General features: G+C 38.1%; 40 protein-coding genes. 3 read left to right on the plus strand and 37 right to left on the minus strand.

The window, feature by feature from the left end:
* Positions 1-57: 57 nt before the first annotated feature.
* From truA to rpsJ, 33 genes are all read right to left on the minus strand, one after another.
* Positions 58-804, minus strand: a complete 747-nt coding sequence (gene truA, locus D1B17_RS10055) for a tRNA pseudouridine(38-40) synthase TruA (protein ID WP_120141845.1) — start codon at positions 802-804, stop codon at positions 58-60.
* Positions 805-807: 3 nt separating this feature from the next.
* On the minus strand, positions 808-1,605 hold the full coding sequence (locus D1B17_RS10060; RefSeq protein WP_120141844.1) for an energy-coupling factor transporter transmembrane component T family protein: 798 nt from the start codon (positions 1,603-1,605) through the stop codon (positions 808-810).
* A gap of 3 nt (positions 1,606-1,608) precedes the next feature.
* The gene (locus tag D1B17_RS10065; protein WP_120141843.1) at positions 1,609-2,463 is read right to left on the minus strand and encodes an energy-coupling factor transporter ATPase; all 855 of its coding nucleotides are present in this window, start codon (positions 2,461-2,463) and stop codon (positions 1,609-1,611) included.
* Positions 2,439-3,272 (minus strand): energy-coupling factor ABC transporter ATP-binding protein, encoded by an 834-nt coding sequence (locus D1B17_RS10070; RefSeq protein WP_120141842.1) that lies wholly within the window; start codon positions 3,270-3,272, stop codon positions 2,439-2,441. The genes D1B17_RS10065 and D1B17_RS10070 overlap by 25 nt, the downstream gene beginning before the upstream one ends.
* Positions 3,273-3,791: 519 nt before the next feature.
* A complete protein-coding gene (gene rplQ / locus D1B17_RS10075; RefSeq protein ID WP_041501353.1) occupies positions 3,792-4,172 on the minus strand; it encodes a 50S ribosomal protein L17 in 381 nt (126 codons plus the stop codon).
* Positions 4,173-4,202: 30 nt separating this feature from the next.
* A complete protein-coding gene (locus D1B17_RS10080) occupies positions 4,203-5,141 on the minus strand; it encodes a DNA-directed RNA polymerase subunit alpha (protein ID WP_057891233.1) in 939 nt (312 codons plus the stop codon).
* Between the two features lie 63 nt (positions 5,142-5,204).
* Entirely contained in the window at positions 5,205-5,591 is a 387-nt protein-coding gene (rpsK, locus tag D1B17_RS10085; protein ID WP_025023834.1) for a 30S ribosomal protein S11, read from the minus strand.
* 21 nt (positions 5,592-5,612) lie between these two features.
* Positions 5,613-5,978 carry a 30S ribosomal protein S13 gene (gene rpsM, locus D1B17_RS10090; RefSeq protein ID WP_120141841.1) on the minus strand — a complete coding sequence of 122 codons (366 nt, stop codon included), beginning with the start codon at positions 5,976-5,978 and terminating at the stop codon, positions 5,613-5,615.
* Between the two features lie 23 nt (positions 5,979-6,001).
* Entirely contained in the window at positions 6,002-6,118 is a 117-nt protein-coding gene (gene rpmJ / locus D1B17_RS10095; protein ID WP_010018546.1) for a 50S ribosomal protein L36, read from the minus strand.
* A gap of 32 nt (positions 6,119-6,150) precedes the next feature.
* Entirely contained in the window at positions 6,151-6,369 is a 219-nt protein-coding gene (gene infA / locus D1B17_RS10100) for a translation initiation factor IF-1 (protein WP_010018544.1), read from the minus strand.
* 95 nt (positions 6,370-6,464) lie between these two features.
* The gene (locus D1B17_RS10105) at positions 6,465-7,118 is read right to left on the minus strand and encodes an adenylate kinase (RefSeq protein WP_057891235.1); all 654 of its coding nucleotides are present in this window, start codon (positions 7,116-7,118) and stop codon (positions 6,465-6,467) included.
* A 14-nt stretch (positions 7,119-7,132) separates the two neighbouring features.
* A complete protein-coding gene (gene secY / locus D1B17_RS10110; RefSeq protein WP_120141840.1) occupies positions 7,133-8,428 on the minus strand; it encodes a preprotein translocase subunit SecY in 1,296 nt (431 codons plus the stop codon).
* Complete coding sequence (gene rplO, locus D1B17_RS10115) at positions 8,428-8,868, minus strand: 50S ribosomal protein L15 (RefSeq protein WP_120141839.1); 441 nt, start codon at positions 8,866-8,868, stop codon at positions 8,428-8,430. The genes secY and rplO overlap by 1 nt, the downstream gene beginning before the upstream one ends.
* 30 nt (positions 8,869-8,898) lie before the next feature.
* Entirely contained in the window at positions 8,899-9,084 is a 186-nt protein-coding gene (rpmD, locus tag D1B17_RS10120; protein ID WP_057891238.1) for a 50S ribosomal protein L30, read from the minus strand.
* A gap of 17 nt (positions 9,085-9,101) precedes the next feature.
* On the minus strand, positions 9,102-9,602 hold the full coding sequence (gene rpsE / locus D1B17_RS10125; protein ID WP_120141838.1) for a 30S ribosomal protein S5: 501 nt from the start codon (positions 9,600-9,602) through the stop codon (positions 9,102-9,104).
* A gap of 18 nt (positions 9,603-9,620) precedes the next feature.
* Positions 9,621-9,986: a 50S ribosomal protein L18 gene (gene rplR, locus D1B17_RS10130; protein WP_276606940.1), complete on the minus strand. Its 366-nt coding sequence runs from the start codon at positions 9,984-9,986 to the stop codon at positions 9,621-9,623.
* Positions 9,987-10,002: 16 nt separating this feature from the next.
* Positions 10,003-10,533 (minus strand): 50S ribosomal protein L6, encoded by a 531-nt coding sequence (gene rplF / locus D1B17_RS10135; protein WP_120141836.1) that lies wholly within the window; start codon positions 10,531-10,533, stop codon positions 10,003-10,005.
* Between the two features lie 30 nt (positions 10,534-10,563).
* On the minus strand, positions 10,564-10,962 hold the full coding sequence (rpsH, locus tag D1B17_RS10140) for a 30S ribosomal protein S8 (protein WP_102196865.1): 399 nt from the start codon (positions 10,960-10,962) through the stop codon (positions 10,564-10,566).
* A 30-nt stretch (positions 10,963-10,992) separates the two neighbouring features.
* Positions 10,993-11,178, minus strand: coding sequence for a type Z 30S ribosomal protein S14 (locus D1B17_RS10145; RefSeq protein ID WP_010018530.1), 186 nt, complete (start codon positions 11,176-11,178; stop codon positions 10,993-10,995).
* Between the two features lie 15 nt (positions 11,179-11,193).
* Positions 11,194-11,736: a 50S ribosomal protein L5 gene (gene rplE / locus D1B17_RS10150; RefSeq protein ID WP_057891242.1), complete on the minus strand. Its 543-nt coding sequence runs from the start codon at positions 11,734-11,736 to the stop codon at positions 11,194-11,196.
* Between the two features lie 16 nt (positions 11,737-11,752).
* Positions 11,753-11,992 carry a 50S ribosomal protein L24 gene (rplX, locus tag D1B17_RS10155; protein WP_120141835.1) on the minus strand — a complete coding sequence of 80 codons (240 nt, stop codon included), beginning with the start codon at positions 11,990-11,992 and terminating at the stop codon, positions 11,753-11,755.
* A gap of 32 nt (positions 11,993-12,024) precedes the next feature.
* Entirely contained in the window at positions 12,025-12,393 is a 369-nt protein-coding gene (gene rplN, locus D1B17_RS10160) for a 50S ribosomal protein L14 (RefSeq protein ID WP_025084417.1), read from the minus strand.
* Positions 12,394-12,422: 29 nt separating this feature from the next.
* Positions 12,423-12,698 (minus strand): 30S ribosomal protein S17, encoded by a 276-nt coding sequence (gene rpsQ, locus D1B17_RS10165; RefSeq protein ID WP_120141834.1) that lies wholly within the window; start codon positions 12,696-12,698, stop codon positions 12,423-12,425.
* 22 nt (positions 12,699-12,720) lie between these two features.
* On the minus strand, positions 12,721-12,915 hold the full coding sequence (rpmC, locus tag D1B17_RS10170; protein ID WP_057891245.1) for a 50S ribosomal protein L29: 195 nt from the start codon (positions 12,913-12,915) through the stop codon (positions 12,721-12,723).
* On the minus strand, positions 12,905-13,336 hold the full coding sequence (gene rplP / locus D1B17_RS10175; protein ID WP_120141833.1) for a 50S ribosomal protein L16: 432 nt from the start codon (positions 13,334-13,336) through the stop codon (positions 12,905-12,907). Before rplP ends, rpmC begins: the two co-directional genes overlap by 11 nt.
* A gap of 3 nt (positions 13,337-13,339) precedes the next feature.
* On the minus strand, positions 13,340-14,017 hold the full coding sequence (rpsC, locus tag D1B17_RS10180) for a 30S ribosomal protein S3 (protein WP_120141832.1): 678 nt from the start codon (positions 14,015-14,017) through the stop codon (positions 13,340-13,342).
* A gap of 18 nt (positions 14,018-14,035) precedes the next feature.
* Positions 14,036-14,389 carry a 50S ribosomal protein L22 gene (gene rplV / locus D1B17_RS10185; RefSeq protein ID WP_120144181.1) on the minus strand — a complete coding sequence of 118 codons (354 nt, stop codon included), beginning with the start codon at positions 14,387-14,389 and terminating at the stop codon, positions 14,036-14,038.
* Positions 14,390-14,406: 17 nt separating this feature from the next.
* Positions 14,407-14,688 carry a 30S ribosomal protein S19 gene (gene rpsS / locus D1B17_RS10190; protein WP_120141831.1) on the minus strand — a complete coding sequence of 94 codons (282 nt, stop codon included), beginning with the start codon at positions 14,686-14,688 and terminating at the stop codon, positions 14,407-14,409.
* Between the two features lie 34 nt (positions 14,689-14,722).
* Positions 14,723-15,556: a 50S ribosomal protein L2 gene (gene rplB / locus D1B17_RS10195; protein WP_120141830.1), complete on the minus strand. Its 834-nt coding sequence runs from the start codon at positions 15,554-15,556 to the stop codon at positions 14,723-14,725.
* A gap of 16 nt (positions 15,557-15,572) precedes the next feature.
* Positions 15,573-15,860 carry a 50S ribosomal protein L23 gene (rplW, locus tag D1B17_RS10200; protein ID WP_041501332.1) on the minus strand — a complete coding sequence of 96 codons (288 nt, stop codon included), beginning with the start codon at positions 15,858-15,860 and terminating at the stop codon, positions 15,573-15,575.
* Positions 15,860-16,483 carry a 50S ribosomal protein L4 gene (gene rplD, locus D1B17_RS10205; RefSeq protein ID WP_119325783.1) on the minus strand — a complete coding sequence of 208 codons (624 nt, stop codon included), beginning with the start codon at positions 16,481-16,483 and terminating at the stop codon, positions 15,860-15,862. Before rplD ends, rplW begins: the two co-directional genes overlap by 1 nt.
* A 17-nt stretch (positions 16,484-16,500) precedes the next feature.
* On the minus strand, positions 16,501-17,136 hold the full coding sequence (rplC, locus tag D1B17_RS10210) for a 50S ribosomal protein L3 (protein WP_120141829.1): 636 nt from the start codon (positions 17,134-17,136) through the stop codon (positions 16,501-16,503).
* 32 nt (positions 17,137-17,168) lie between these two features.
* Positions 17,169-17,477, minus strand: coding sequence for a 30S ribosomal protein S10 (gene rpsJ, locus D1B17_RS10215; RefSeq protein WP_010018513.1), 309 nt, complete (start codon positions 17,475-17,477; stop codon positions 17,169-17,171).
* Positions 17,478-17,763: 286 nt separating this feature from the next.
* Here rpsJ and D1B17_RS10220 point away from each other — a divergent pair, with 286 nt between their 5' ends.
* On the plus strand, positions 17,764-18,975 hold the full coding sequence (locus tag D1B17_RS10220; RefSeq protein ID WP_120141828.1) for a CPBP family intramembrane glutamic endopeptidase: 1,212 nt from the start codon (positions 17,764-17,766) through the stop codon (positions 18,973-18,975).
* 114 nt (positions 18,976-19,089) lie between these two features.
* Complete coding sequence (locus tag D1B17_RS10225; RefSeq protein WP_120141827.1) at positions 19,090-19,497, plus strand: GNAT family N-acetyltransferase; 408 nt, start codon at positions 19,090-19,092, stop codon at positions 19,495-19,497.
* Between the two features lie 73 nt (positions 19,498-19,570).
* Here the strand turns inward: D1B17_RS10225 and fusA are convergent, their stop codons facing one another.
* From fusA to rpsL, 3 genes are read right to left on the minus strand one after another with little or no spacing between them, the layout of a single operon-like run.
* On the minus strand, positions 19,571-21,667 hold the full coding sequence (gene fusA / locus D1B17_RS10230; RefSeq protein WP_120141826.1) for an elongation factor G: 2,097 nt from the start codon (positions 21,665-21,667) through the stop codon (positions 19,571-19,573).
* A 46-nt stretch (positions 21,668-21,713) separates the two neighbouring features.
* Positions 21,714-22,181 (minus strand): 30S ribosomal protein S7, encoded by a 468-nt coding sequence (gene rpsG, locus D1B17_RS10235; RefSeq protein WP_120141825.1) that lies wholly within the window; start codon positions 22,179-22,181, stop codon positions 21,714-21,716.
* Between the two features lie 49 nt (positions 22,182-22,230).
* Positions 22,231-22,644, minus strand: a complete 414-nt coding sequence (rpsL, locus tag D1B17_RS10240; RefSeq protein WP_041501325.1) for a 30S ribosomal protein S12 — start codon at positions 22,642-22,644, stop codon at positions 22,231-22,233.
* Positions 22,645-22,730: 86 nt separating this feature from the next.
* Between rpsL and D1B17_RS10245 the strand changes: the two genes are divergently transcribed.
* Entirely contained in the window at positions 22,731-23,543 is an 813-nt protein-coding gene (locus tag D1B17_RS10245) for a prepilin peptidase (protein WP_120141824.1), read from the plus strand.
* 181 nt (positions 23,544-23,724) lie between these two features.
* On the opposite strand, the gene D1B17_RS10250 is transcribed toward D1B17_RS10245, so the two are convergent.
* Positions 23,725-24,546, minus strand: coding sequence for an alpha/beta hydrolase (locus D1B17_RS10250; protein ID WP_120141823.1), 822 nt, complete (start codon positions 24,544-24,546; stop codon positions 23,725-23,727).
* Positions 24,547-24,620 lie beyond the last annotated feature (74 nt).

Here is a 24,620-nt window from a genome sequence, read left to right on the forward strand (position 1 = left end):
CAATACCAGTTACAATAATACTGTGATTTCGACTTCAAGTCAATATTTATCCACAGATTATTCGTAAAAAACTTCTTTTAAATATAGCCCACTAGCAGGTGCTGTTCCACGTGCTTCTTGTCGGTCCTTCACTTCAAACAACCTCAAGAAGTCGTGTACATCCCTGCGCCCATTACCGATCTCTAACAGAGTAGCAACTAAAATTCTAACCATATTATATAGGAAGCCATTGCCTGTAAATTCGAAAACTAATTCGTCATTGTTCTTATTATACACACATGACGCAGAATAGATAGTCCTAACTTTATTTTCTATTACCCCACCCGAAGCAGCGAAACTTGTAAAATCGTGTTCACCTTCGAGATCTTTAATAGCTGTTTGAATTTTATCCACAGACAACGCATATGGGTAATGACCTGTGTAAAACCTTTTAAATGGGTCCGTATAATGTCCACAATCGACCCGATATTGATAAGTTTTGCGTTTGACACCGAATCGTGCATGAAAGTTTTCGTCCACGATTTCGGCAGCTTTAACTAAAACATCTAGCGGCATTAAAGAATTAATTGCTCGTAGCATGTTCTCTGCCGGCATACTACCAGGATAATCAAAATGGATCACTTGTCCAAAAGCGTGTACCCCAGCATCGGTCCGACCAGAGCCAAACACATCAATATGTTGACCCTTAGTCATCTTACTTAATGCTTTCTCTAAAACACCTTGAACCGTTCGTAATTCATTTTGACGCTGAAAACCATGAAACTTTGTCCCATCGTATGCAATGGTCAGTTTGTATCTTGTCATAAATTAATAACTCCGTAAGAATAATAAAATAATTGTCACAGCAGCCATAGACAATACCATAATTGTGTCCCGTTTATCCCAACTGAGAACTCGGTACTTACTACGGCCTTCACCATCTTTATAGCCACGTGATTCCATAGCAATTGCTAAATCATAAGCAATTGAAAAACTACTGACAAAGAGTGGAATCAAAATTGGTACAAACGACTTAATCCGCTTGATTAATCCACCTTCACCGAAATCGACACCACGCGCACGTTGAGCATCCATGATTTTTGTAGTCTCATCCACTAATAACGGTACAAATCGCAAGGCAATCGACAACATTAAAGCAACTTGAGTCACTGGAAAATTGATTTTCTTCAATGGCTTGAGAATGCTCTCGATTGAATCGGAAATCTCGATTGGCGTCGTCGTTAATGTTAACAATGTGGAAATAAAAATAATTAACACGAACCTGATAAAAATATAACCAGCGATCACTAGCCCCTCTTTAGAAAAGGTAAAAATCCCCCAATGCCAAATCGGATGACTACTTGGTGTGAATAACAACTGCAGCGCAACTGTAAACAAAATCAGCCAAAAGATTGGCTTCAATCCTTTCAAGAAGAACCCAAAATTGATTTTTGATAAATACACTGCAAATAAGACGAATGCTAACAAAAACGCGTATGAGACGACATTATTTGCTAAAAAGACAATCCCCACAAAATAAAACGTTAATAAGAACTTACCACGTGGATCCAGACGATAAATTATCGAATCCCCGGGCAAGTATCTCCCCAATATTATTTTATCCATTACTTAATCACCATTTAACTGTTGTTTAATCTCAGTTCCTAACTCGTTAATTGTAATCGGTAGTCGGTCAAAATGAAAACCTTTTCTTGATAAATCTTTTGCAAATGCGGCGCTCTTAGGTAACGTCAACAAGTCATCTTGCAATAACTCTTGCTTGTTGAAAACTTCTTGTGGTATGCCCTCAGCAATTAGTTTTCCACGGTGGATAACTGCCATCTCATCAGCAAAATTAGCCACATCGTCCATATTATGCGTTATTAGGATAATCGTTTTCCCTTGCCGTTGTAAATTTTTAAAGAGTTCCATTATTTCCTTACGACCAACTGGATCTAGACCAGCGGTAGGTTCATCTAGAATAATCGTTTCCGGATCACTAGCTAAAACACCAGCAATCGCCACCCGCCGCATCTGTCCACCTGACAAGTCGAATGGTGACTGGCTCAAGTGTGATTCATCTAATCCTACCAATTTAATCATTTTGTGGGCAGCTTCTCTAGCTTCCGACTCACTTGCACCAAAGTTCATTGGCCCAAACATGATATCTTTTTCCACAGTTTCTTCAAATAATTGACTTTCTGGAAATTGAAAAACCATGCCAACTTGCTTACGTAGTGGTTTAAGATTCTTATTATTCGTCTCTGGTGTAATAACACGGTCCCCAACCGTAATCGTTCCCGAAGTAGGTTTCAAAAGTGCATTAATATGACGAACTAAAGTCGATTTACCACTACCAGTTTGCCCAACGATAGCAGTAAATTTCTTATCTTGAATCTTAAAAGAAACATCATCTAAACCAAGATTCACTGTTGGACTATTAGGGTCATATGCATGTGTTACATGTTCGAAAATAATTTCCATAATTGTTCCTTTAGCTCCTCTTCATTTAGATACCCTTTAGGGAGTTTAACTGTATCCCTTAGTGTTGAGACCAATTCACTAGTAAAAGGCTCCTCAAGGCCAAATTTTTCCAAATCAGACCCCAAATTGTATATATCTTCCGGTTTCCCATCTCTAACAATTTGACCATCATTCAAAACGACGATTCGTTGTGACAATTCGGTCTCCTCAATATCGTGAGTAATCGAAATAATAGTCAAGTCTTGTTGACTCCGTAATTGCTTAACCAAATTCAAAACAGTCCGACGTCCATCAGGGTCCAACATACTAGTCGATTCATCCATAATCACAATCTGTGGTTTAGTTGCTAAAACACCAGCAATCGCCACCCGTTGCTTTTGACCACCAGACAATGATTGCGGATCACGCTTTTTAAAATCAGACATCTTAACTAAAGCTAAAGCCTCATCGATTGCTTTAACCATCTCTTCACGTGGCATACCTTGATTCTCTAAACCAAAAGCCACATCATCTTCGACCGTAGCTCCAACAAATTGATGATCAGGATTTTGAAAGATAATACCAATTTTAGTCCGAGCGTCCCAAATACTCTTTTCATCAATAATTTGACCATCAATTTCAATAGTTCCCGAATCCGCCTCGATAAGACCATCAATCAATTTTGTCAGTGTCGATTTTCCACTACCATTTTTACCAACAATTGATAACCACTCATTCTTATAAATATCGAGTGAGAGATTCTTAATAGCCGAACGCTTAGCTTCTGGATATGTATAATTTAAGTCTTTAATAGAAATGATTTTTTCCAAAAGTTATCTCCCCTAATGTAACGTGTTTTATTTAAATATTCTGTTTCCAGAGTGGAGAAATATCAACTAGCTAGTTTTGATTCAAAAGATAAATCCAATTAAAGAAATTGAACCATTAACAGTAAGTATATATTCTCAATAAAACAATTCAAAGAAATTAATACACTAGCCTCCGGGTATGAGAAATTTAGGCCGCCGTGAAAGTGGCGTTAGCACTTTAGTGCTTACACCACGGACGACTTTTGAGACTTGCGGTTTATGCAAGGCTCAAAATCGAGACCTGAGACCTTGGCTCAGGTCGGTCCCATGGCGGCCTAAATTTCTCATACTCGGAGGCGGCATCCAAAACACGTTTTAAATATATAATAACAAAATTTGGGTAAAAAAAAATCATTCGATAAATTAGTGTCCCTTTTTACAGAGATCTCAGAGATAGACTTAGTCGTAAACGACCATCATCTTAACACTCACTAATTCATCAGAATGACTGATTTTTTAAATATTAATAAACAATTACTATTAAACTAATTCAATAATAACCATTGGAGCAGCATCTCCACGACGTGGAGTTGTCTTCAAAATACGTGTGTATCCACCATTACGTTCTTTGTAACGAGGTGCGATGTCACTGAAAAGTTTTTGAAGAGCTGATTGAACAACAACTGCGTCATCATCTTCTGTAATGTTAGCAACTTCGTTTCTAACATAAGCAGCAGCTTGGCGACGAGCATGCAAATCTCCGCGTTTACCTAAGGTTATCATTTTTTCTGTTGTACGACTGATTTCTTTAGCGCGAGTTTCAGTTGTAACAATGTGTTCATTAATGATTAAATCAGTAGTTAAATCGCGTAACATTGCTTTTCTTTGTGAACTGTTACGTCCTAATTTGCGGTAGCCCATGTCTATACCTCCTGTTTGAATTTGATATTATTAGTCTTCTTGCTTCAATGATAATCCAAGATCAGCAAGCTTTTCTTTAACCTCAACAAGTGACTTGCGTCCTAAGTTACGAACACGCATCATATCTGCTTCGGATTTTTCAGTAAGCTCTTGCACAGTATTAATACCGGCACGCTTCAAACAATTATATGAACGAACTGATAAATCAAGTTCTTCAATAGTCATTTCAAGTTTCTTTTCTTTTTGAGTTTCCTCTTTTTCGATCATCATATCAGCACTCTTAGCTTCTTCAGTAAGGTTTACAAAACTGTTTAGATGTTCTGTAAGAATCTTAGCTGACAAACTAATAGCTTCGCGTGGTCCAATTGAACCATTTGTCCAGATATCGATTGTTAATTTGTCGAAGTCGTTTCTCTTACCCACACGAGTGTTTTCAACTTGATAGTTAACTTTTTCTACAGGTGTAAAAATTGAGTCAACTGGAAGAACACCAATAGGTGTTTCGTCCGTCTTATTTTGTTCTGCAGGAGTATATCCACGACCATTTTTAATTGTCATTTGCATGTGGAAGTGTCCACCCTCGGCAACAGTACAAATAAATTGTTCTGGATCGAGGATTTCCAAGTCATCATCAGCTTTGATGTCATTTGCTGTAACAGTAGCAGGACCAACAATGTCGATTTCTGCCTTTAAGCTGTCTTCAGCATAAGACTTAAGCTTTAATTTCTTCACGTTAAGCACGATTTGTGTAACGTCTTCGATTACGCCATCAATAGCTGAGAATTCATGCAATACACCATCTATTTGAATATCAGATACCGCAGTACCAGGCAATGATGCTAACAAGACTCTACGTAATGAATTACCTAAAGTTGTACCATAGCCTCTTTCAAGCGGTTCGATAATATATTTACCATAGCTACTACTTTCTTCAACAGAAGTAATAGATGGCTTTTCAAATTCGATCATTCGGTTAGTTCCCCTTTCAAAACGAAATGTGTGTAGCGTAGTTCATATGGGTATACAACCATTCTATACACGACGACGCTTTGGAGGACGAGAACCATTATGAGGAACTGGTGTAACATCACGAATAGCAGTAATTTCCAAACCAGTAGCTTGTAATGAACGGATTGCAGCTTCACGACCTGAACCAGGACCCTTAACAGCTACTTCGACTGTTTTCATACCATGTTCCATTGATTCTTTAGCAGCTGCTTCTCCAGCCATTTGTGCGGCAAATGGTGTTGATTTACGACTACCCTTGAATCCTAGTGCACCAGCTGATGACCATGAAACGGCATTACCGTTAACATCAGTGATCATAACAAGTGTATTGTTGAATGTGGAGTGGATATGTGCAACACCAGATTCAATATGCTTCTTAGTACGGCGCTTACGACCTTTACTTTGTGCCATGATTAACCTCCTATCTTATAATTACTTCTTCTTACCGGCAATGGTAATCTTCTTACCCTTACGAGTTCTTGCGTTATTCTTTGTGTTTTGTCCACGAACTGGCAAACCACGACGATGTCTCATACCACGATATGAGCCAATTTCTTGTAGTCTCTTGATGTTCATGCTTACTTCACGACGTAAGTCACCTTCGACACGCACTTTATCAACTTCTGCACGAATTTTATCTTCTTGATCAGGAGTTAAGTCTCTTGTACGAACGTCTTCAGATACGCCTGCATCTTTAAGCACTTTTTGAGCTGTTGTTTCGCCAATACCAAAAATGTATGTTAGAGCGATAACAATTCTCTTATCACGAGGTAAATCTACACCTGCTATACGAGCCATTAATCACTGCACCTCCTATTTTATTATCCTTGTCTTTGTTTGTGCTTTGGATCTGCAGAGCAAATAACCATGACGCGACCGCGTCTCTTAATTACTTTACAGTGTTCGCACATAGGTTTAACGGATGGTCTTACTTTCATATTGTGGAACCTCCATTCCATTAAAAAACTTATTATCTATATCTATATGTAATTCTTCCCTTGGTTAAATCATAAGGGGATAATTCCACGGTAACCTTGTCACCGGGTAAAATTCTAATGTAGTGCATACGGATTTTACCTGATACATGGGCTAGTACTGTAGCTCCATTTTCAAGCTTTACCTTAAACATCGCATTAGGCAATGTTTCTGAAATTGTACCTTCTACTTCAATGACATCTTCTTTTGCCAAAGATATTAACCTCCATACGGGATGAAATTATTCTGCATATACTGGCGAATTATACAATAATTTTCCGTACATGTAAACATTCAAAGCAAAAAGTCTTACAAGTTTTGTAAAACTTTCTTAACTTCGTTATAAACTTCATCTATTTCTTGTTCACCATTGATCTTGTGTAACAAGTTCAACTTGTCATAAAAATCAATTAATGGTGTATTCATTTCAATATTAACTTTCAATCTATTCTTAACAGTTTCAGGCTTGTCATCCTCACGTTGATAGAAGTCATGGCCGCCACAGACGTCACATGTACCTTCAACCTTTGTAGGATTATAGATCTTATGATATGTTGCTCCACAATTAGAACAAATATATCTTCCAGATAAGCGATCAACTAGTGTTTCAGGCTTTACATCGATATAGATGACAGCATCTATCGGTTTGTTTACATTCTTTGCAATTGTCTGTAAAGCATTAGCCTGTTCAAGAGTTCTCGGAAATCCATCTAACATATATCCGTCTTTTTGAACATCATCTTCAGCTAAGCGTTCTTCGACGATAGCTTCGGTAACATCATCCGGAACAAGTTCACCTTTATCGATGAACCCTTTAGCCTTAAGACCAACTTCTGTCTTGTTAGCCATGGCTGCTCTAAACATGTCACCAGTTGAAATATGAACAACTTTAAAATCTTCAACAATCTTTTCTGCTTGAGTACCTTTACCTGCACCAGGCAATCCCATCAATACAATATTCATTGTCACATCTCCAATTATCTAATAAATCCAACGTATTCACGTTTCATCAAAAGACCACGTAATTGACGATCCATTTCCAAAGCAACACCAACGATGATCAATAAACTCGTACCACCTAATCCAATAGATTGAGGTAAATTGAACAAGTTAGCTGCCAACAATGGAAGCAATGAAACTAGACCTAGGAACGCAGCTCCGACGGTTGATAGTTTCATCAATACACCTGACATGAACTTGATTGTTTCATTACCAGGCCAAACGCCAGGGATATAAGCCCCTTGCTTTTGTAGGTTTTCTGCAAGCTTTTCAGGATTTACTTGAACAAATGCATAGAAGAATGTAAATAACACAATCAACAATGTATAAATAATAGAACCTGTTGTAGTTTGCATACTGAATATTTCTGTTAATACTTGATACCATTGATCTTCACTGTGATTTGCTTGGAATGCCATCAAAATTGTTTGAGGCGTTACAATAAATGAACTAGCGAAAATAACAGGAATAACACCAGCAACGTTAACCTTCAATGGTAGAAAACTTTCACTACCGCTACCAGCAGCACGTCTTGTGTATTGAATAGGAATTCTTCTATTTGCTTGTTGAACAAATGTAACAAATTGAACAACAATCAAAATGATGACCACAAGGCCAACAAGGAATCCAATATTCTTAGCAAGATCAGCGGAACTAGCATTTGTAATATAATCACGGTAAATTTGTTGAATTCCATTAGGGAATCTAGCAATAATACCAGCGAAGATAATTACGGAAACTCCATTACCCAAACCTTTATCAGTAATCTGCTCACCAATCCAAGTAAGAAGCATCGTACCACCTGTTAAGATGATACCGATAGTTATGAAAGCTCTCATATTAGGAGATTTAACTAATCCTAAACCACTTAATTGGTTAAAACCGGCAGTAATACCGATTGACTGAACAAAACCTAAAACAATCGTCAAATATCTCGTTACTTGATTTAACTTTCTACGACCAACTTCACCTTGTTTACTCCACTCAACAAATTTAGGAACAATGTCCATTTGCAAAAGTTGAACAACAATTTGGGCCGTGATGAATGGCGAAACACCCATTGAGAAAATAGAGTAGTTTGAAAGACCACCACCGGTTACAGTATCCAATAGGGGAACTAATCCGGTAGAACCAACTTTATCCATCGCCGCGGCATTAACACCGGGAACGGTAATTTGAGATCCCAAACGATATATAACAAGTAACATCAAGGTAAACAGAATCTTCTTACGAATTTCCTTTACCTTTAGAGCATCTCTGATAGTTCTAAGCATTAGATCACCTCTACAGTGCCACCAGCGGCTTCAATTGCTTTAGTAGCTGCGGCTGAACTCTTAGCAACTTTAACAGTTAACTTAGCACTAACCTCACCGTTAGCAAGCAACTTAACACCATTATATTGTTTCTTAATGATTCCGGCTTCTTTTAATGTTTCTGCATTAACTTCAGCACCATCATTAAACTTACTTAAATCACTTAGGTTTACAATAGCATATTCCTTGCGGTTGATGTTATTGAATCCACGTTTTGGCATACGACGGAACAAAGGCATTTGTCCACCTTCAAAACCGATACGTGTCTTACCACCTGATCTAGCCAATTGACCTTTTTGACCACGACCAGCAGTTTTACCTGTACCACTTGAAGTACCACGACCTAGACGCTTTCTTGAGTGTCTTGAGCCTGCACTTGGCTTAAGTTCGTTTAGTTCCATTATTGCACCTCCTAATCTCTTATAAATTTATTAATCTTTAACTTCTTCAACGCTTACTAAGTGAGCGATTTTACGTACAGCACCACGAATTGCAGCATCATCCGGCTTAACAACAGAACTTGAAACTCTTGCGAGTCCTAGTTCCTTAACTGTTTTACGTTGAGCAGGAAGGCGGTGAGCTGCACTTCTAATTAGAGTAATTTTAAGTTTAGCCATTATTACACACCTTTCTTCTAGTTAAGCAATTCTTGGGCTGAGATTCCGCGCATTTCAGAAACGCTTTCGGCAGTCTTAAGTTGTTTTAATCCTTCGATTGTTGCACGAATTACGTTAATTGGAGTGTTTCTTCCAAGTGACTTACTTGTAACATCACCAACACCTGATAATTCGATGACGGCACGAACGGCACCACCAGCAGCAATACCAGAACCTTCTTCAGCAGGCTTCAACATGATTCTACCAGCACCGTAAGTACCGATAACTTCATGAGGAATTGTTGAACCAACCATAGGAACACTAATAAGGTTCTTCTTAGCATCTTCAACAGCTTTACGAATAGCTTCAGGAACTTCTTGAGCTTTACCAGTACCGAAACCTACGTGACCATTCTTGTCACCAACGATTACGATAGCAGCAAAACGTAGACGGCGTCCACCTTTAACAACCTTAGTAACACGGTTGATTGAGACAACGCGATCTTCTAATTCTAATTGAGATGGATCGATATATGTCATAAATTTGGTTTCCTCCTTCTAGAATTTTAGCCCATTTTCACGAGCTGCTTCAGCAAGACTTTGAACACGTCCGTGGTATAAGTAACCACCACGATCAAAGATTACATTGCTAATTTTAGCTTCTTGTGCTCTTTGTGCAACCAATGCACCAACAGCTTCAGCTTGTTCAACTTTTGAACCGTCTTTAATTTCTTTATCAAGAGTTGAGGCACTTGCTAGCGTTACACCCTTTACGTCATCAATAATTTGAGCGTAAATGTTTTTATTCGAACGGAATACGTTTAAGCGTGGGCGCTCAGCAGTACCAGAGATTTTGGCACGGATACGTCTTTGACGCTTTTGACGTGCTTTGTTTTTGTCTGGTTTGTTAATCACAATTTTCACCTCATAGATTTATTTACTATTTACCAGTTTTACCTTCTTTACGACGTACATATTCGCCAACATAACGAATACCTTTACCTTTATAAGGTTCTGGAGAACGTACATCGCGGATTTCAGCAGCAAATTGACCAACCTTTTGCTTTGAAATACCTAGAATGTTGATTTCTGTGTTTGAAGGAGATTCGATCTTGATACCTTTTGGTGCATCCATAACAACTGGATGTGAGTAACCAACTGAAAGTGTTAGTGTGTCACCTTTAACTTGTGCACGGTAACCAACACCTCGTAGTTCAAGTTTCTTTTCGTAACCTTCTGTAACACCAATAATCATGTTGTTAAGGTTTGAACGCATTGTTCCGTGAAGAGCTTTATCATTTTCACTTTCACGTGTGAACTTAGCTTCGTTACCTTCGATAGTCAACTTGATTTTTGGACTGAATTCTCTTGTTAATTCACCCTTAGGGCCTTTAACAGTGATGTTTTCATCTTTTTGAGTAACTGTAACTCCTGCAGGAATTTCAATTACTTTATAACCGATACGACTCAAATTAGTGCACCTCCTTACTTTTTAAGTATATTACCAAATATAAGCGATTACTTCTCCACCAACGTGTTGAGCGCGGGCTTCTTTGTCAGTAATAACACCTTTTGAAGTTGAAAGAATAGCGATACCTAATCCATTAAGAACCTTTGGCACGTTATCTGAATCAACATAACTACGTAGACCTGGTCTTGAAATACGCTTCAAGCCTGAAATAACGCGTTGTTGATCTTTACCATATTTTAAGAAAATACGAAGTACGTTTTGTTTGTTATCTTCGATAACTTCGTAATCCTTGATAAATCCTTCATTCTTAAGAATCTCTGTCATACTCTTCTTGATGTTTGAAGCAGGAATTTCTAGAGATTCATGTTTAACCATGTTTGCATTACGAATACGTGTTAAGTAATCTGCAATAGGATCTGTCATGACCATTTGATTTGCCTCCTTTTTATATTAAAAATCTTACCAGCTAGCTTTTTTCATACCAGGGATTTGACCTTCATGAGCCAATTGACGAAGGCAAAGTCGGCAAAGCTTGAACTTACGATATACAGAATGTGGACGTCCACAGCGTTCGCAACGTGTATAAGCTTGTGAAGAGAACTTTGCGGGTCTATGATTACGTACGATTTGTGATTTCTTAGCCAATGAATTTACCTCCTATTATTTTGTGAATGGCATACCGATTTGAGTTAATAGTTCACGTGATTCTTCATCGGTGTTAGCAGTTGTAACAATAACGATGTCCAATCCACGAATTTTGTTAACCTTATCGTAGTCAATTTCTGGGAAAACCAATTGTTCTTTAACACCTAGTGTGTAGTTACCACGGCCATCGAATGAACGTGTTGATACACCACGGAAGTCACGAACACGTGGTAAAGCAATGTTGATTAGTTTGTCAAGGAAGTCATACATACGGTCGCCACGAAGTGTAACCTTAGCACCGATTGACATACCTTCACGAAGTCTGAAACCAGCGATTGATTTCTTAGCTTTTGTGATCAAAGGTTTTTGACCTGAAATCAAACCTAATTCTTCAACAGCTTCGTCAAGATTCTTTGAGTTAGCAATTGCGTCACCAACACCCATGTTCAAAACGATCTTTTCAACTTTAGGTGTTTCCATGATTGATGAATAGTTGAACTTCTTCATCATTGATGGTGTGATTTCGCTAACGTACTTTTCTTTTAATGCGTTAACCATTTAGTTTTCTCCTTTCTTATTTATCTTCTTTATCAGTCTTACTTACAACTTTAACGTTAGTTGCACTAATAGGTCTTTCAACGTCAACAATTCCACCTTGGGGTTGAGCGCTGGTTGCCTTTGAATGTTTCTTTACGACGTTAACGCCTTCGACGATAACTTTGTTGACAGCAGGCATAGCTTTTTTAACTACACCAGTTTTGCCTTTAGCGTCACCAGCAATAACTTTGACATTGTCTCCAGTTTTTACAAACACTGTTCAGCACCTCCTGAATTTAATTGTTCTTTTTATAGCACTTCTGGTGCTAGGGATACGATCTTCATAAAATCGTTATCACGTAGTTCACGAGCAACGGGTCCGAAGATACGTGTTCCTCTAGGTGTTTTATCAGCATTAATAATAACTGCGGCGTTTTCATCAAATCTGATGTAAGAACCATCTGTACGGTGAGCACCTGATACAGTTCTTACGATAACAGCTTTAACAACGTCACCCTTTTTAACAACGCCACCTGGTGTTGCTTGTTTGACAGTAGCAACGATAATATCACCGATATTAGCTGTCTTGCGGTTTGAACCACCAAGAACTTTAATTGTTAGAATTTCACGAGCTCCAGAATTATCTGCAACTTTTAGACGACTTTCTTGTTGAATCACGTTTTGGCCCTCCTCTCATCAGTTATAGTCTAGATTGTGACTGCTTTTTCGACGATTTCTAATAAACGGAAGCGCTTTGTCTTTGACAAAGGTCGAGTTTCCATGATACGTACAATATCGCCAACTTTTGCTTCGTTGTTATCGTCTTGAACGTAATATTTCTTAGAATATCTTACACGTTTTCCATAAACTGGATGTTGTTTTGTAGTTTCAACAACGACAACGATTGTCTTATCCATCTTATCTGAAACAACGCGTCCTTGATATACTTTACGACGGTTACGAGTTTCTTGTGTTTCGCTCAACTTGATGTCCCCTTCCTGTTTATTATTTTTCGTTATTCTTTTGGTTTTGAGCTGTTCTTAATCTTGCGATATTCTTTCTTACAGCCTTTAGACGAGCTGTGTTTTCCAATTGGCCAGTAGCTTGTTGGAAACGCAAGTTGAATAGTTCTTCTTTATATTCTTTAACCTTGTCTTGCAATTGAGCAGCAGTTAGCTCTTTGATTTCATTAGCCTTCATCAGCGCCACCTACTTCCTCACGTTTTACAAACTTAGTTCTAACAGGTAGTTTGTGTGATGCAAGTCTCAAAGCTTCACGAGCAACTTCTTCAGAAACGCCACCGATTTCAAACAAAATCTTTTCGCGTTTAACTGGAGCTACCCAACCAGCTGGAGCACCTTTACCATTACCCATACGAACACCTACACCCTTAGCAGTGTATGATTTATGAGGGAAGATTTTAATCCAAACCTTACCACCACGCTTCATGTAACGAGTCATAGCAACACGGGCTGCTTCAATTTGTCTGTTAGTGATCCAACTTGAATCAAGTGATCTCAAGCCGTATTCACCGAATGTAACAGTTTTTCCACCTTTAGCTTCTCCGCGCATCTTTCCACGGAATTCACGACGGTGTTTTACACGTTTTGGTACTAGCATAGATTATTCTCCTTTCCCTTCATTTTTTGTTTCGTTGTTGTGTTGTGGTTTAGCAGGAAGAACTTCACCACGGTAGATCCAAGTCTTAACACCTAAATTACCGTAAGTTGTCTTTGCTTCAACCCAAGCATAGTCGATATCAGCACGCAATGTGTGCAAAGGAACAGTTCCCTCTGTATGCCATTCACGACGAGCCATATCGGCACCGTTTAAACGACCAGAAATTTGTACCTTGATACCTTTAGCACCGGCACGTCTTGAACGTTGAACTGCTTGACGTTGTGCACGTCTGAAAGCAATACGAGCTTCAAGTTGACGAGCGATACTTTCACCAACAAGTTTTGCATCTAGATCAGGTTTCTTGATTTCGATGATGTTGATGTGAATGTTTCTGTTAGTTAGACTGTTTAGTTCATTACGTAATTTTTCAACTTCAGAACCACCCTTACCAATTACCATACCTGGCTTGGCAGTGTGAATTGAAACAGTAACGTTCTTAGCAGTACGTTCGATTTCGATTCTTGAGACAGAAGCATTTGAAAGTTTGTCTTCAATATACTTACGAATCTTAAGATCTTCATGTAAAAATGTTGAAAAGTCTTTGTTGTTTGCATACCATTTGGCATCCCAGTCACGGATTACACCGACACGGAATCCGACTGGATTAATCTTTTGACCCACTAAAAGTTACCTCCTATACTATTCTTTCTCACTTACAACTACTGTAATGTGACTTGTTCTCTTGTTAATTGGTGATGCTGAACCTTTTGCTCTAGGACGGAAACGTTTTAGAGTTGGTCCTTCGTCTACGAATGCTTCGCTAACGAATAAGTTTTGTGCATCTAAATCAAAGTTATGTTCTGCGTTTGCAATTGCTGACTTAAGAGCTTTAGCAATAATTGGAGAGCCTGCTCTAGGTGTGAATTGCAAAATTGCAAGTGCCTCAGCAGCTTGTTTGCCTCTGATTAAGTCAATAACAAGGCGAGCCTTACGAGGTGCAATACGCACGTTAGTAACTCTAGCTGTTGCAGATGTAATTTCTTGTTCTGCCATCATTTAAGTCTCCCTTCTTATTTCTTAGCTGTCTTCTTATCATCTGTTGCGTGACCATGGAATGTACGTGTAGGTACGAATTCACCTAACTTGTGTCCAACCATATCTTCTTGGATATAAACTGGAACATGCTTACGTCCATCATGAACTGCGATTGTGTATCCTACAAAACTAGGAAAAATTGTTGAACGTCTTGACCATGTTTTGATAACTGACTTTTTGTCAGAGTCTGCTTGTGCATCGATCTTCTTTAGAAGGTGTGCATCAGCGAATGGTCCTTTTTTTAAACTACGACTCATCTTATGTCCTCCTTATATTATTCTAATGAATAGTTTACTTACCTTTTCTATGACGAACGATAAGCTTTTCAGATTTGGCATGAGTTGAACGAGTTTTCTTACCAAGAGTCTTCTTACCCCATGGTGACATAGGAGATGGATGACCGATAGGAGCTTTACCTTCACCACCACCGTGTGGGTGATCGTTAGGGTTCATTACTGATCCACGAACTGTAGGTCTCATACCTAACCAGCGCTTACGACCAGCTTTACCAATCTTAATAAGTTCATGTTGTTCATTACCGATTGAACCAACAGTTGCACGGCAAGTTGAAAGAACCAAGCGAACTTCACCAGAAGGCAAACGTAAGATTGAATACTTTCCATCTCTACCAAGCAATTGGATTGAAGTACCGGCTGAACGGCCAAGTTGACCACCCTTACCAGGTTTCAATTCAACGTTGTGGATTGTTGTACCAACAGGAATATCAGCAAGTGCAAGTGCGTTACCTGGTTTGATATCTGCATCTTTACCAGATTCGATAACTTGTCCTACTTCAAGACCCTTAGGAGCTAAGATGTATGATTTAACACCATCTGAATAGTGAATAAGTGCAATATTAGCAGTACGGTTAGGATCGTATTCGATTGACTTAACTGTAGCCTTTACACCGTCTTTGATACGTTTGAAATCAATAACACGGTATTTTTGTTTGTGTCCACCACCACGGTGACGAACTGTAATATGACCGTATGAGTTACGACCAGCAGTATGGCTTTGTGATTCTAGAAGTGTCTTTTCAGGAGTTGTCTTAGTGATCTCAGAAAAGTCAGAACCTGTCATATTACGACGACCGTTTGTGGTTGGTTTATACTTGATAATCGCCATTATTGGACCTCCTTATTTATTCTTCGTCAAAAATCTTAATTTCATCTGAATCTGCTGTAAGTGTAACAATAGCCTTACGACGTTTTGCTGTAAAACCAACATAACGGCCTTGGCGCTTCTTCTTACCAGAAACATTCATGATATTTACTTGTTTAACTTTAACACCGAAAACTTCTTCAACAGCTTGTCTAACAAGAACCTTGTTAGCATCTAGGGCAACATCGAAAGTATATTTCTTGTCGCTCATAGCATCCATTGAGCTTTCAGTTACAACGGGGCGAATAATTACGTCTCTTGCGCTCATTATCCAAGCACCTCCTCAATCTTAGAAAGTGCTGCTTGTGTAACAACTAACTTGTTAGCGTTAATAACGTCAAGAACGTTAACACCTTCTGGTGCAACAACTTTAACTTTATCAATGTTTCTTGCTGATAAAGCAACGTTGTCGTTACCATCTTCAACAACTACAAGAGCTTTATTGTCAGCACCTACTGTATTTAGTAATTGTGCAAAAGCTTTTGTACTTGGTTTGTCGTATGAAATTGAGTCAATAACGATTAGGTTACTGTCAGCAGCCTTTTGTGAAAGTACAGACTTCAATGCCAAACGGCTAACCTTCTTAGGAAGGTGATATGCATAAGATCTTGGTGTAGGGCCGAATACGACACCACCACCTACCCATTGAGGTGATCTAATTGAACCTTGACGAGCACGTCCTGTACCCTTTTGACGCCATGGTTTTCTACCACCACCACGTACTTCGGAACGGTTCTTAACATCATGAGTACCTTGTCTCATTGATGCACGTTGCATGATGACTGCATCTGTAACAACACTATCATTTGGTTCGATACCAAAGATTGCATCTTTTACTTCAACAGCACCGTTCTCAGCACCGTTATCTTTGTAAGCTGTGATTTTTGTCATAACTCATTTCCTCCTTCCTATTTTTGATTAGCTTTAACAGCTGTTTGAATTTTAACTAATGATTTGTTAGCACCGGGAACATTTCCCTTGATCATAATTGCATTGTGTTCAGTATCAACTTTAACGATTTCAAGGTTTTGTGTAGTAACACGGTTGTTACCCATGACACCAGGAAGCATCTTACCCTTGAATACACGGTTAATGATGGCACCCATTGAACCAGCAACACGGTGATATCTAGAACCGTGAGTTTCTGGACCTCTGGCTTGACCAAAACGCTTGATGTTACCTTGCATTCCGTGTCCCTTTGTTGTACCTGTAACGTCGACAATATCACCAGAATTAAATGTATCAACTGTAACGTTGCCACCTAATTCGTAGTCTCCCATTTCAACATCGCGGAATTCGCGAATGTAATGTTTAGGAGTTGTATTTGCCTTTTCTGCATGACCTTTGGCAGGTTTGTTTGATAGAACTTCACGTCTATCTTCAAAACCTAGTTGAACGGCCTCATAACCATCATTTTCAACTGTCTTAAGTTGCATAACAACGTTTGGTGTTGCTTCAACAACTGTTACGGGAACAAGTTCACCGTTGTCAGTGAAAATTTGAGTCATTCCGACTTTTTTACCAAGAATTCCTTTTCTGGCCATGTTTGCACCTCCAATAATTTATTTTTTAATAATTATAATTTAATTTCAATGTCAACACCTGATGGTAGATCCAACTTCATAAGTGAATCAACCGTCTTCTTTGTTGGGTTAACAACGTCGATAAGTCTTTTATGTGTACGCATTTCGAATTGTTCTCTAGAATCCTTATGCTTATGTGGTGAAGCTAACACTGTATATAGTGAACGTTCTGTAGGCAATGGAATTGGACCTGAAATTTGAGCTCCAGTTCTCTTTGCTGTTTCCACAATTTTGTCAGCTGATTGATCTAGAATACGATGTTCATAAGCCTTCAAACGAATGCGAATTTTTTGACTTGCCATGGGGTTACCTCCTTTTTGTCTCTTTCAAGATGACCGGCTCCGTGAAAATATCCGCCAGCCCTGCCGTGGCAAAGCGGCCGGGTGTGTCGCAACCTCTCACTTCTAAGCCGTCGATATTATTTTAATATCACTTTGGTACATACTTCCATACGAAATAAGCACTCTTATAATACTACACGATGAACTCCACATTTTCAAGGTAAAATCAAGCATTTTTTTAAATGTCAGCCGCTTTCTTAAAAAACGATTTTCATCTATACTCTAAAAGAAACCATGGAGGTGTGAATTGAATAATAATCTCGAATTTAGTTATAATAACAGGTTTCCAACAAATAATAAAGACAAATTTTATTTTATTTTGTTCAAGGTTCAAGTAATCCTTAATGCACTCATTATTTTTAGCTATAGTGCGGTAACCAAAAACCTTTATTTGTTTGGGCCAATCATTCTTAATTTATTAGCTTTGTATCTTAAACCTAATCCAGATAAAATTTTGGATCGGATGAATTTTATTTTTCAGTTATTCTTCCAGGTTTTTATCATTGCTGAATCCTATTACTACCTAATCAATGTCACAATGCATCTATATAATTGGAACTTACCGACCTCAATCGGTTTGTGGTTAGTTTCAATGTTGGTCATGTATCTTCCTTATATGATTGTCTTCTATGGAAGAATTAGGAATAAGCTGCTACAACTACTTACAGTCTTTTTTACTTTTGAAGTTATTGCAATGGGTGCATCCAGTATCGTGACATATGGAACAATTTTATATTTTAATCCGTTTATTGGTTTATTAACTAACTCTTCTTTTCTAGGAGCTTTGATTTTCTTAATCCTAACTTTGACCATTATGCACCATTGGAACTACGAGTACCCTAAAATGCGTTTATCGCAAGCTGCAAGTTTTAAAGTTATGGTGCCATTACTAGTAATCAGTATTTGGTTTATTATGTGGAATGCATTTGGTGGCGGCAATACCTTATTAAAGTCCTTTTTTACATTCAACTTTTCAGGCATTTCATTTAAACCTCAATTTGTTCTTAGTGGTCTAGAAGCTGGTTTGGCGGAAGAATTACTATTCAGATATGCTTTCTTAACAATTCTATTGAAAGCTTTTCAAAACAATCGTTATCAAATCTTTTACGCCGCAGGTATTAGTAGCCTTTGTTTTGGTCTAATTCATTTAGGTAATATTTCTGCAGGTCAGAGTTTAGGTAACACAATCAATCAAGCCATTTTTGCTTTCGGTATGGGCTTATTAATGTGTGGTGTTTACTTATATACTGACCTCTTCTATGTACCGGTTATCTTCCATACCCTACTTGATACCCTAGTCTTTAGTGTCTCAGGTGAATTAATGTCTGGCAAAGTAACTATCATAGACAGCTTATTAACCGCGCTAGAGACTGGACTATTTGTAATCGTGGCCATTCTGTTACTAGTTGCTGTTTATAATAGAAGAAACACGTCATTTAATTTTAAATATAGCTATTAAATTCATAACCTAAAATTTAGTCAAAAAGGCTGTTACAAGAAAGTGACGTTCTATACTTTCTTATAACAGCTTTTTTGATGGATTACATTTCAAATCAAAATCGAGGTCAATAATATGATTATTTACAAAGAAAACAGTCATGTGACAAAAAAGAATTTACAGCAATTATATTCAAGCGTTAACTGGACCGCATATACAAACAATCTTGATGTACTTGAAAAAGCCTGCAATAATTCTTTATCAGTAATAACCGCCTGGCATAGTGAACACCTAATAGGTTTAATTAGAGTGATTGGCGATGGATACACAATCATGTACGTTCAAGATATTTTAGTCGAGCCAGCTTTTCAAAACCAAAAGATTGGAACTACTCTAATGAACAAAATTTTGAGTCAATATAAGGACGTCAGACAAAAGGTTCTACTAACAGAAGACGCCGCCGATATAAGACACTTTTATGAGAAATTTGGTTTTAAATCATGTGATGAAGGTTCAACAGTCGCTTTCTATAGAGAATTTTAATTAATAATCAATTTTCCACAAAAAAAGAGAAGATCGAATGATCTTCTCTTTTTGATTGGTTTCACTCTAAAGACTAAGCTTCAGGGTTACCACCGTTCTTCTTAATAATTTCAGCTTGAATTGACTTAGGAACCTTTTCGTAGTGATCCATTGTCATTGTAAATGTACCACGACCTTGAGTTGCTGAACGAAGTGTTGTAGCGTAACCAAACATTTCTGCAAGTGGAACGAAAGCATTGATAAGTTGTGCATTACCACGTGCTTCCATACCTTCAACACGTCCACGACGAGCAGTAACTTGTCCCATAACATCTCCAAGATATTCTTCTGGTGTAACAATTTCAACCTTCATAATAGGTTCAAGAATTACGGCACCAGCACTCTTAGATGCGTTACGTAGTGACATTGAAGCGGCAATCTTAAAGGCAGCTTCTGATGAATCGACTTCGTGGTATGAACCATCATACAACTTGGCCTTAACATCGATCAATGGATAACCGGCAAGAACACCGTTTTCCATAGCTTCCTTCAAACCTTGTTCAACTGATGGAATGTATTCACGAGGAACAACACCACCGACGATAGCGTCTTCGAATTCGAAGCCTTTACCTTCTTCATTAGGTGTAAATTCAACCCATACATCACCATATTGACCTTTACCACCAGATTGACGAACGAACTTACCTTGAGCACTTGTTTGTTGTGTAAATGTTTCACGGTAAGCAACTTGAGGTTCACCAACCTTACATGCAACGTTAAATTCACGTTTCATACGGTCAACCATGATATCCAAGTGCAATTCACCCATTCCGGCGATAAGAGTTTCACCAGTTTCAGGATTTGTTTCAGCTTGGAAAGTAGGATCTTCTTCAGATAGTTTTTGGATAGCAACATCCATCTTATCTCTATCTTCCTTTGAGTTAGGTTCGATAGAAACTTGGATAACTGGATCTGGAATATCCAATGATTCAAGAATCAATGGATCTGAAGGATCTGTTAGAGAATCACCAGTTGTAGTGTTCTTCAAACCGATAACAGCAGCGATATCACCTGAGAATACTTCTGGGATTTCCTTACGGTGGTTAGAATGCATTTGTAGCAAACGACCAACACGTTCACGTTTGTCTTTTGTTGAGTTCAAGACATAAGAACCTGATTCTAGTGAACCTCTATATACACGAATGTATGTTAGACGTCCAACGAATGGGTCAGTAGCGATCTTAAATGCTAGACCAGCAAATGGTTTGCTATCGTCAGCCATAAGTTCAACTTCTGAGTCATCTTTAGGATCTGTAGCTTTATAAGGACGTACATCAAGTGGTGATGGTAGGTAATCAACAACCGCATCCATCAACATTTGAACACCCTTGTTCTTGAAGGCAGAACCTGCAAGAACTGGGAAGAACTTCAAGTTGATTGTAGCCTTACGAATAGCTGCACGAATTTCGTCGTTACTGATTTCTTCACCTTCAAGGTACTTGTCCATGATATCATCATCAACATCAGCAACAGATTCGATCAATTCAGAACGTTTCTTTTCTGCTTCGGCACGGTATTCTTCAGGAACATCAACTGTATCCCACTTTGTACCTAATTCATCTTCATCATAAAGGTCGGCTTTCATTTCGATCAAGTCGATAACACCTTCGAATTTGTCTTCGGCACCAATAGGCATTTGAACAGCATGCGCATTAGCTTGAAGTCTTTCGTGAAGTGTTTCAACTGAGTAGTCGAAGTTAGCACCGATTTTATCCATCTTGTTAACAAAAACAATACGTGGAACACCGTATGTTGAAGCTTGACGCCAAACGTTTTCAGTTTGTGGTTCAACACCAGATTGAGCATCAAGAACTGTAATAGCACCATCTAGCACACGTAGTGAACGTTCAACTTCAATTGTGAAGTCAACGTGTCCGGGAGTATCGATGATGTTGATACGGTTACCTTTCCATTCAGCAGTTGTAGCAGCTGATGTAATAGTAATACCACGTTCTTGTTCTTGGGCCATCCAGTCCATTTGTGAAGCACCATCATGTGTTTCACCAATTTTATGGATTTTACCAGTATAGTACAAAATACGTTCAGTAGTTGTAGTTTTACCGGCATCGATATGGGCCATGATACCAATATTTCTGGTTTCTTCTAGTGGAAATTCACGTTTATTAGCCATGAAAAATTGTTTCTCCTCTCAAATTAACTAGTTTATAAACTAGATCCTACCAACGATAGTGAGCGAATGCACGGTTAGCATCGGCCATCTTATGTGTATCTTCACGTTTTTTAACAGCAGCACCAGTATTGTTAGCTGCATCCATAATTTCATTTGCAAGACGTTGGTCCATTGTATGTTCACCACGTAGACGAGCATAACTTGTGATCCAACGAAGTCCTAAAGTAGTACGACGGTCTGGACGAACTTCGATAGGAATTTGATAGTTAGAACCACCGATACGGCGAGCCTTAACTTCAAGAACAGGCATAACATTGTTCATTGCTTCTTCAAACACGTCCAATGGTTCGTTGCCTGTCTTATCCTTAATAATATCGAATGCACGATATAGAATTGATGAAGCTGTACCTCTTTTACCATCATACATTAAGTGGTTAATCAAACGAGTTACTAGCTTTGAGTTGTACATTGGATCTGGCAAAACATCACGTTTTGGAGCTCTACCTTTACGCATAAAAAATTCCTCCGTTATTACATTATTTCATTAAATAATTAATTTATTGTTATTTCTTAGGTCTCTTAGCACCATATTTTGAACGACTTTGCATACGTCCATCAACACCGGCTGTATCTAAGGCACCACGAACAACGTGATAACGAACACCAGGTAGATCCTTTACACGTCCACCACGGACAAGGACAACACTATGCTCTTGTAGGTTATGACCAATACCAGGGATATATGCTGTTACTTCAATAAGGTTTGATAATCTAACACGGGCGTACTTACGTAGGGCAGAGTTAGGTTTCTTAGGTGTCATTGTTCCGACACGAGTTGCAACACCACGTTTTTGTGGAGCTGGGTTCTTTGTGGCAACTTTCTTCATACTATTGTAGCCGTAGTTCAATGCAGGTGCATCGGACTTAGAAGTTTGTGACTTACGGCCTTTGCGAACTAATTGATTAATTGTAGGCATTCAAAGTTCCTCCTAAAAATTTAAGTACACACATCCAGGTGGTTCATAATTTTGTAAAATAATAAACCACGTGAGTGGCGTACGTTATGAGCTTTATATTTAATAAACAAACTAATATTGCTGCCAATAAAAGCACGTCTACTAGAATACCATCTAAAAAAAGCCATGTCAATGCAACATTTCTAAAAAGTTATCCACAGAACCTCGTAATTTTATCTGAGGTGATTAATTTGAAATACTTTCTATACTTTACTATTTTCATACTAGGAGCTTGCATTATCTCCTTTCTAAAAGTCATTGCACATGATTATCCACAGATCAACACAACACGTCGATCACACTGTGATTACTGCGGTAGGATCTTACGATGGTACGAAATCATCCCTATTGCAGGCTATTTCATAACTAATGGTAAATGCTCAAGCTGTAAAAATCAAATCAATTTTTGGCATCCAATAATAGAGGCTATTGGCGGTTTGATGTTTTTATTGGTTGTCTCTTTAGGAGATTATAAATACTTACCATTACTTATTGGATTAACAATTTTAGGATTTAGCGATGCAGAGTATGGTTATGTCTACCCTGCCACTTACTTAATAATCCTGCCGACCATCTTATTAAGTCACTTGCACATCTTAAATGCTTTATTAACTTATTTAATTCTCCTATTAATAAGTCGCAAATATGCTTTTGGTTTAGGAGATATCGAAATACTGGCCATGCTCAGTTTGATATTTGGTTTAATTATCACACTGTGGATACTTACCATTGCCTGTTCAATGTGTATCGTTACTTTCCTAATCATTAAAAAAAGATCATTTAGATTTATCCCCTATCTAACTTTCGCTACGGGTATCGTCTATCTGATCTTATCGTTTAATATGCGTGGTGCTAGTTGATTTTCGACTATGGTTTTAAAATTACTTTTTAAAATCCAGATACGCCCCATATCCTATAACTTTAGCCATTAGTAACATAATAATACTGAAAATTGTTCACTAATGATTTAAAAGTAAAGAATAAACTAGCCGGAAAGAGCAAGAAATTTTGGTTGCTCTTGGAGGTGACATATTTAATATCTTATCTATTAGGCAAAATCTTTTCTAATTTAAGCCAGTTAACACAAAGTTCCCACCATTTAGTATCGAACTCATTCAAATTGTCTTCATTACCAGGATTTTGAGTTATGTAATTTCCTAGAGACAATCCATGAGCACCTGATCCAAATAAGTGCATTTCATACGGAATATGCAACATATCCATCTTTTGCGCATAAAGAATCGAATTCATTACTGGCACTGTGGCATCGGTAACTGTCTGCCAAATAAAAGTTGGCTTCCCATGTTCAGTTAAATGTTCTTGTGCTTGCCAATAATAAATATCTGGTGCAATCTTCATAGCCCAGTCTTCGTCTTTAGGCCAACCAATCGTCATATCGATCACTGGATAGCATAAAATATTGGCTGCAGGTCGAACTGACAATTCATCGCTGAAAAATTTAGTTCGTTGCTCCTCATCTAACATAATAGAATTAAAGTTTGCCACCACATGACTTCCAGCTGAAAATCCGACTAGAACTACTCTACTTAAATCAATATGGTGCTCATCATCTTGTGTTTTCAACCAGTTTAAAGTAGTAGCAAGTTCTTGCAATGCCAATGGATAAACCGTTTTGTCATCGTCAACTAATTGATAATCTAAAACTAAGGCATGCATACCTAATGCATTAAACTTAAAAGCAATCGGCTGAGCTTCTCTGTCAGTTAAAAATTTAAAAGCTCCCCCTGGACAAATAATTGCCAATGGACGTTTTGTTGGTGCTCCAAAATCGGCAATTGGATCAACCCAATATGTATCTAAATTGAATTTGGTATCTTGATAAGCTAGCTCTTGTTTTTGCAAAATCTTAACCCCCAAATTATTTTTTCATGTTTTTATTATACAACTAAAGATTGAAAATACGCGTGGTGCTAGTT

It is taken from the genome of Companilactobacillus zhachilii (assembly GCF_003606365.2).
In the GTDB taxonomy this organism is placed as follows: domain Bacteria; phylum Bacillota; class Bacilli; order Lactobacillales; family Lactobacillaceae; genus Companilactobacillus; species Companilactobacillus zhachilii.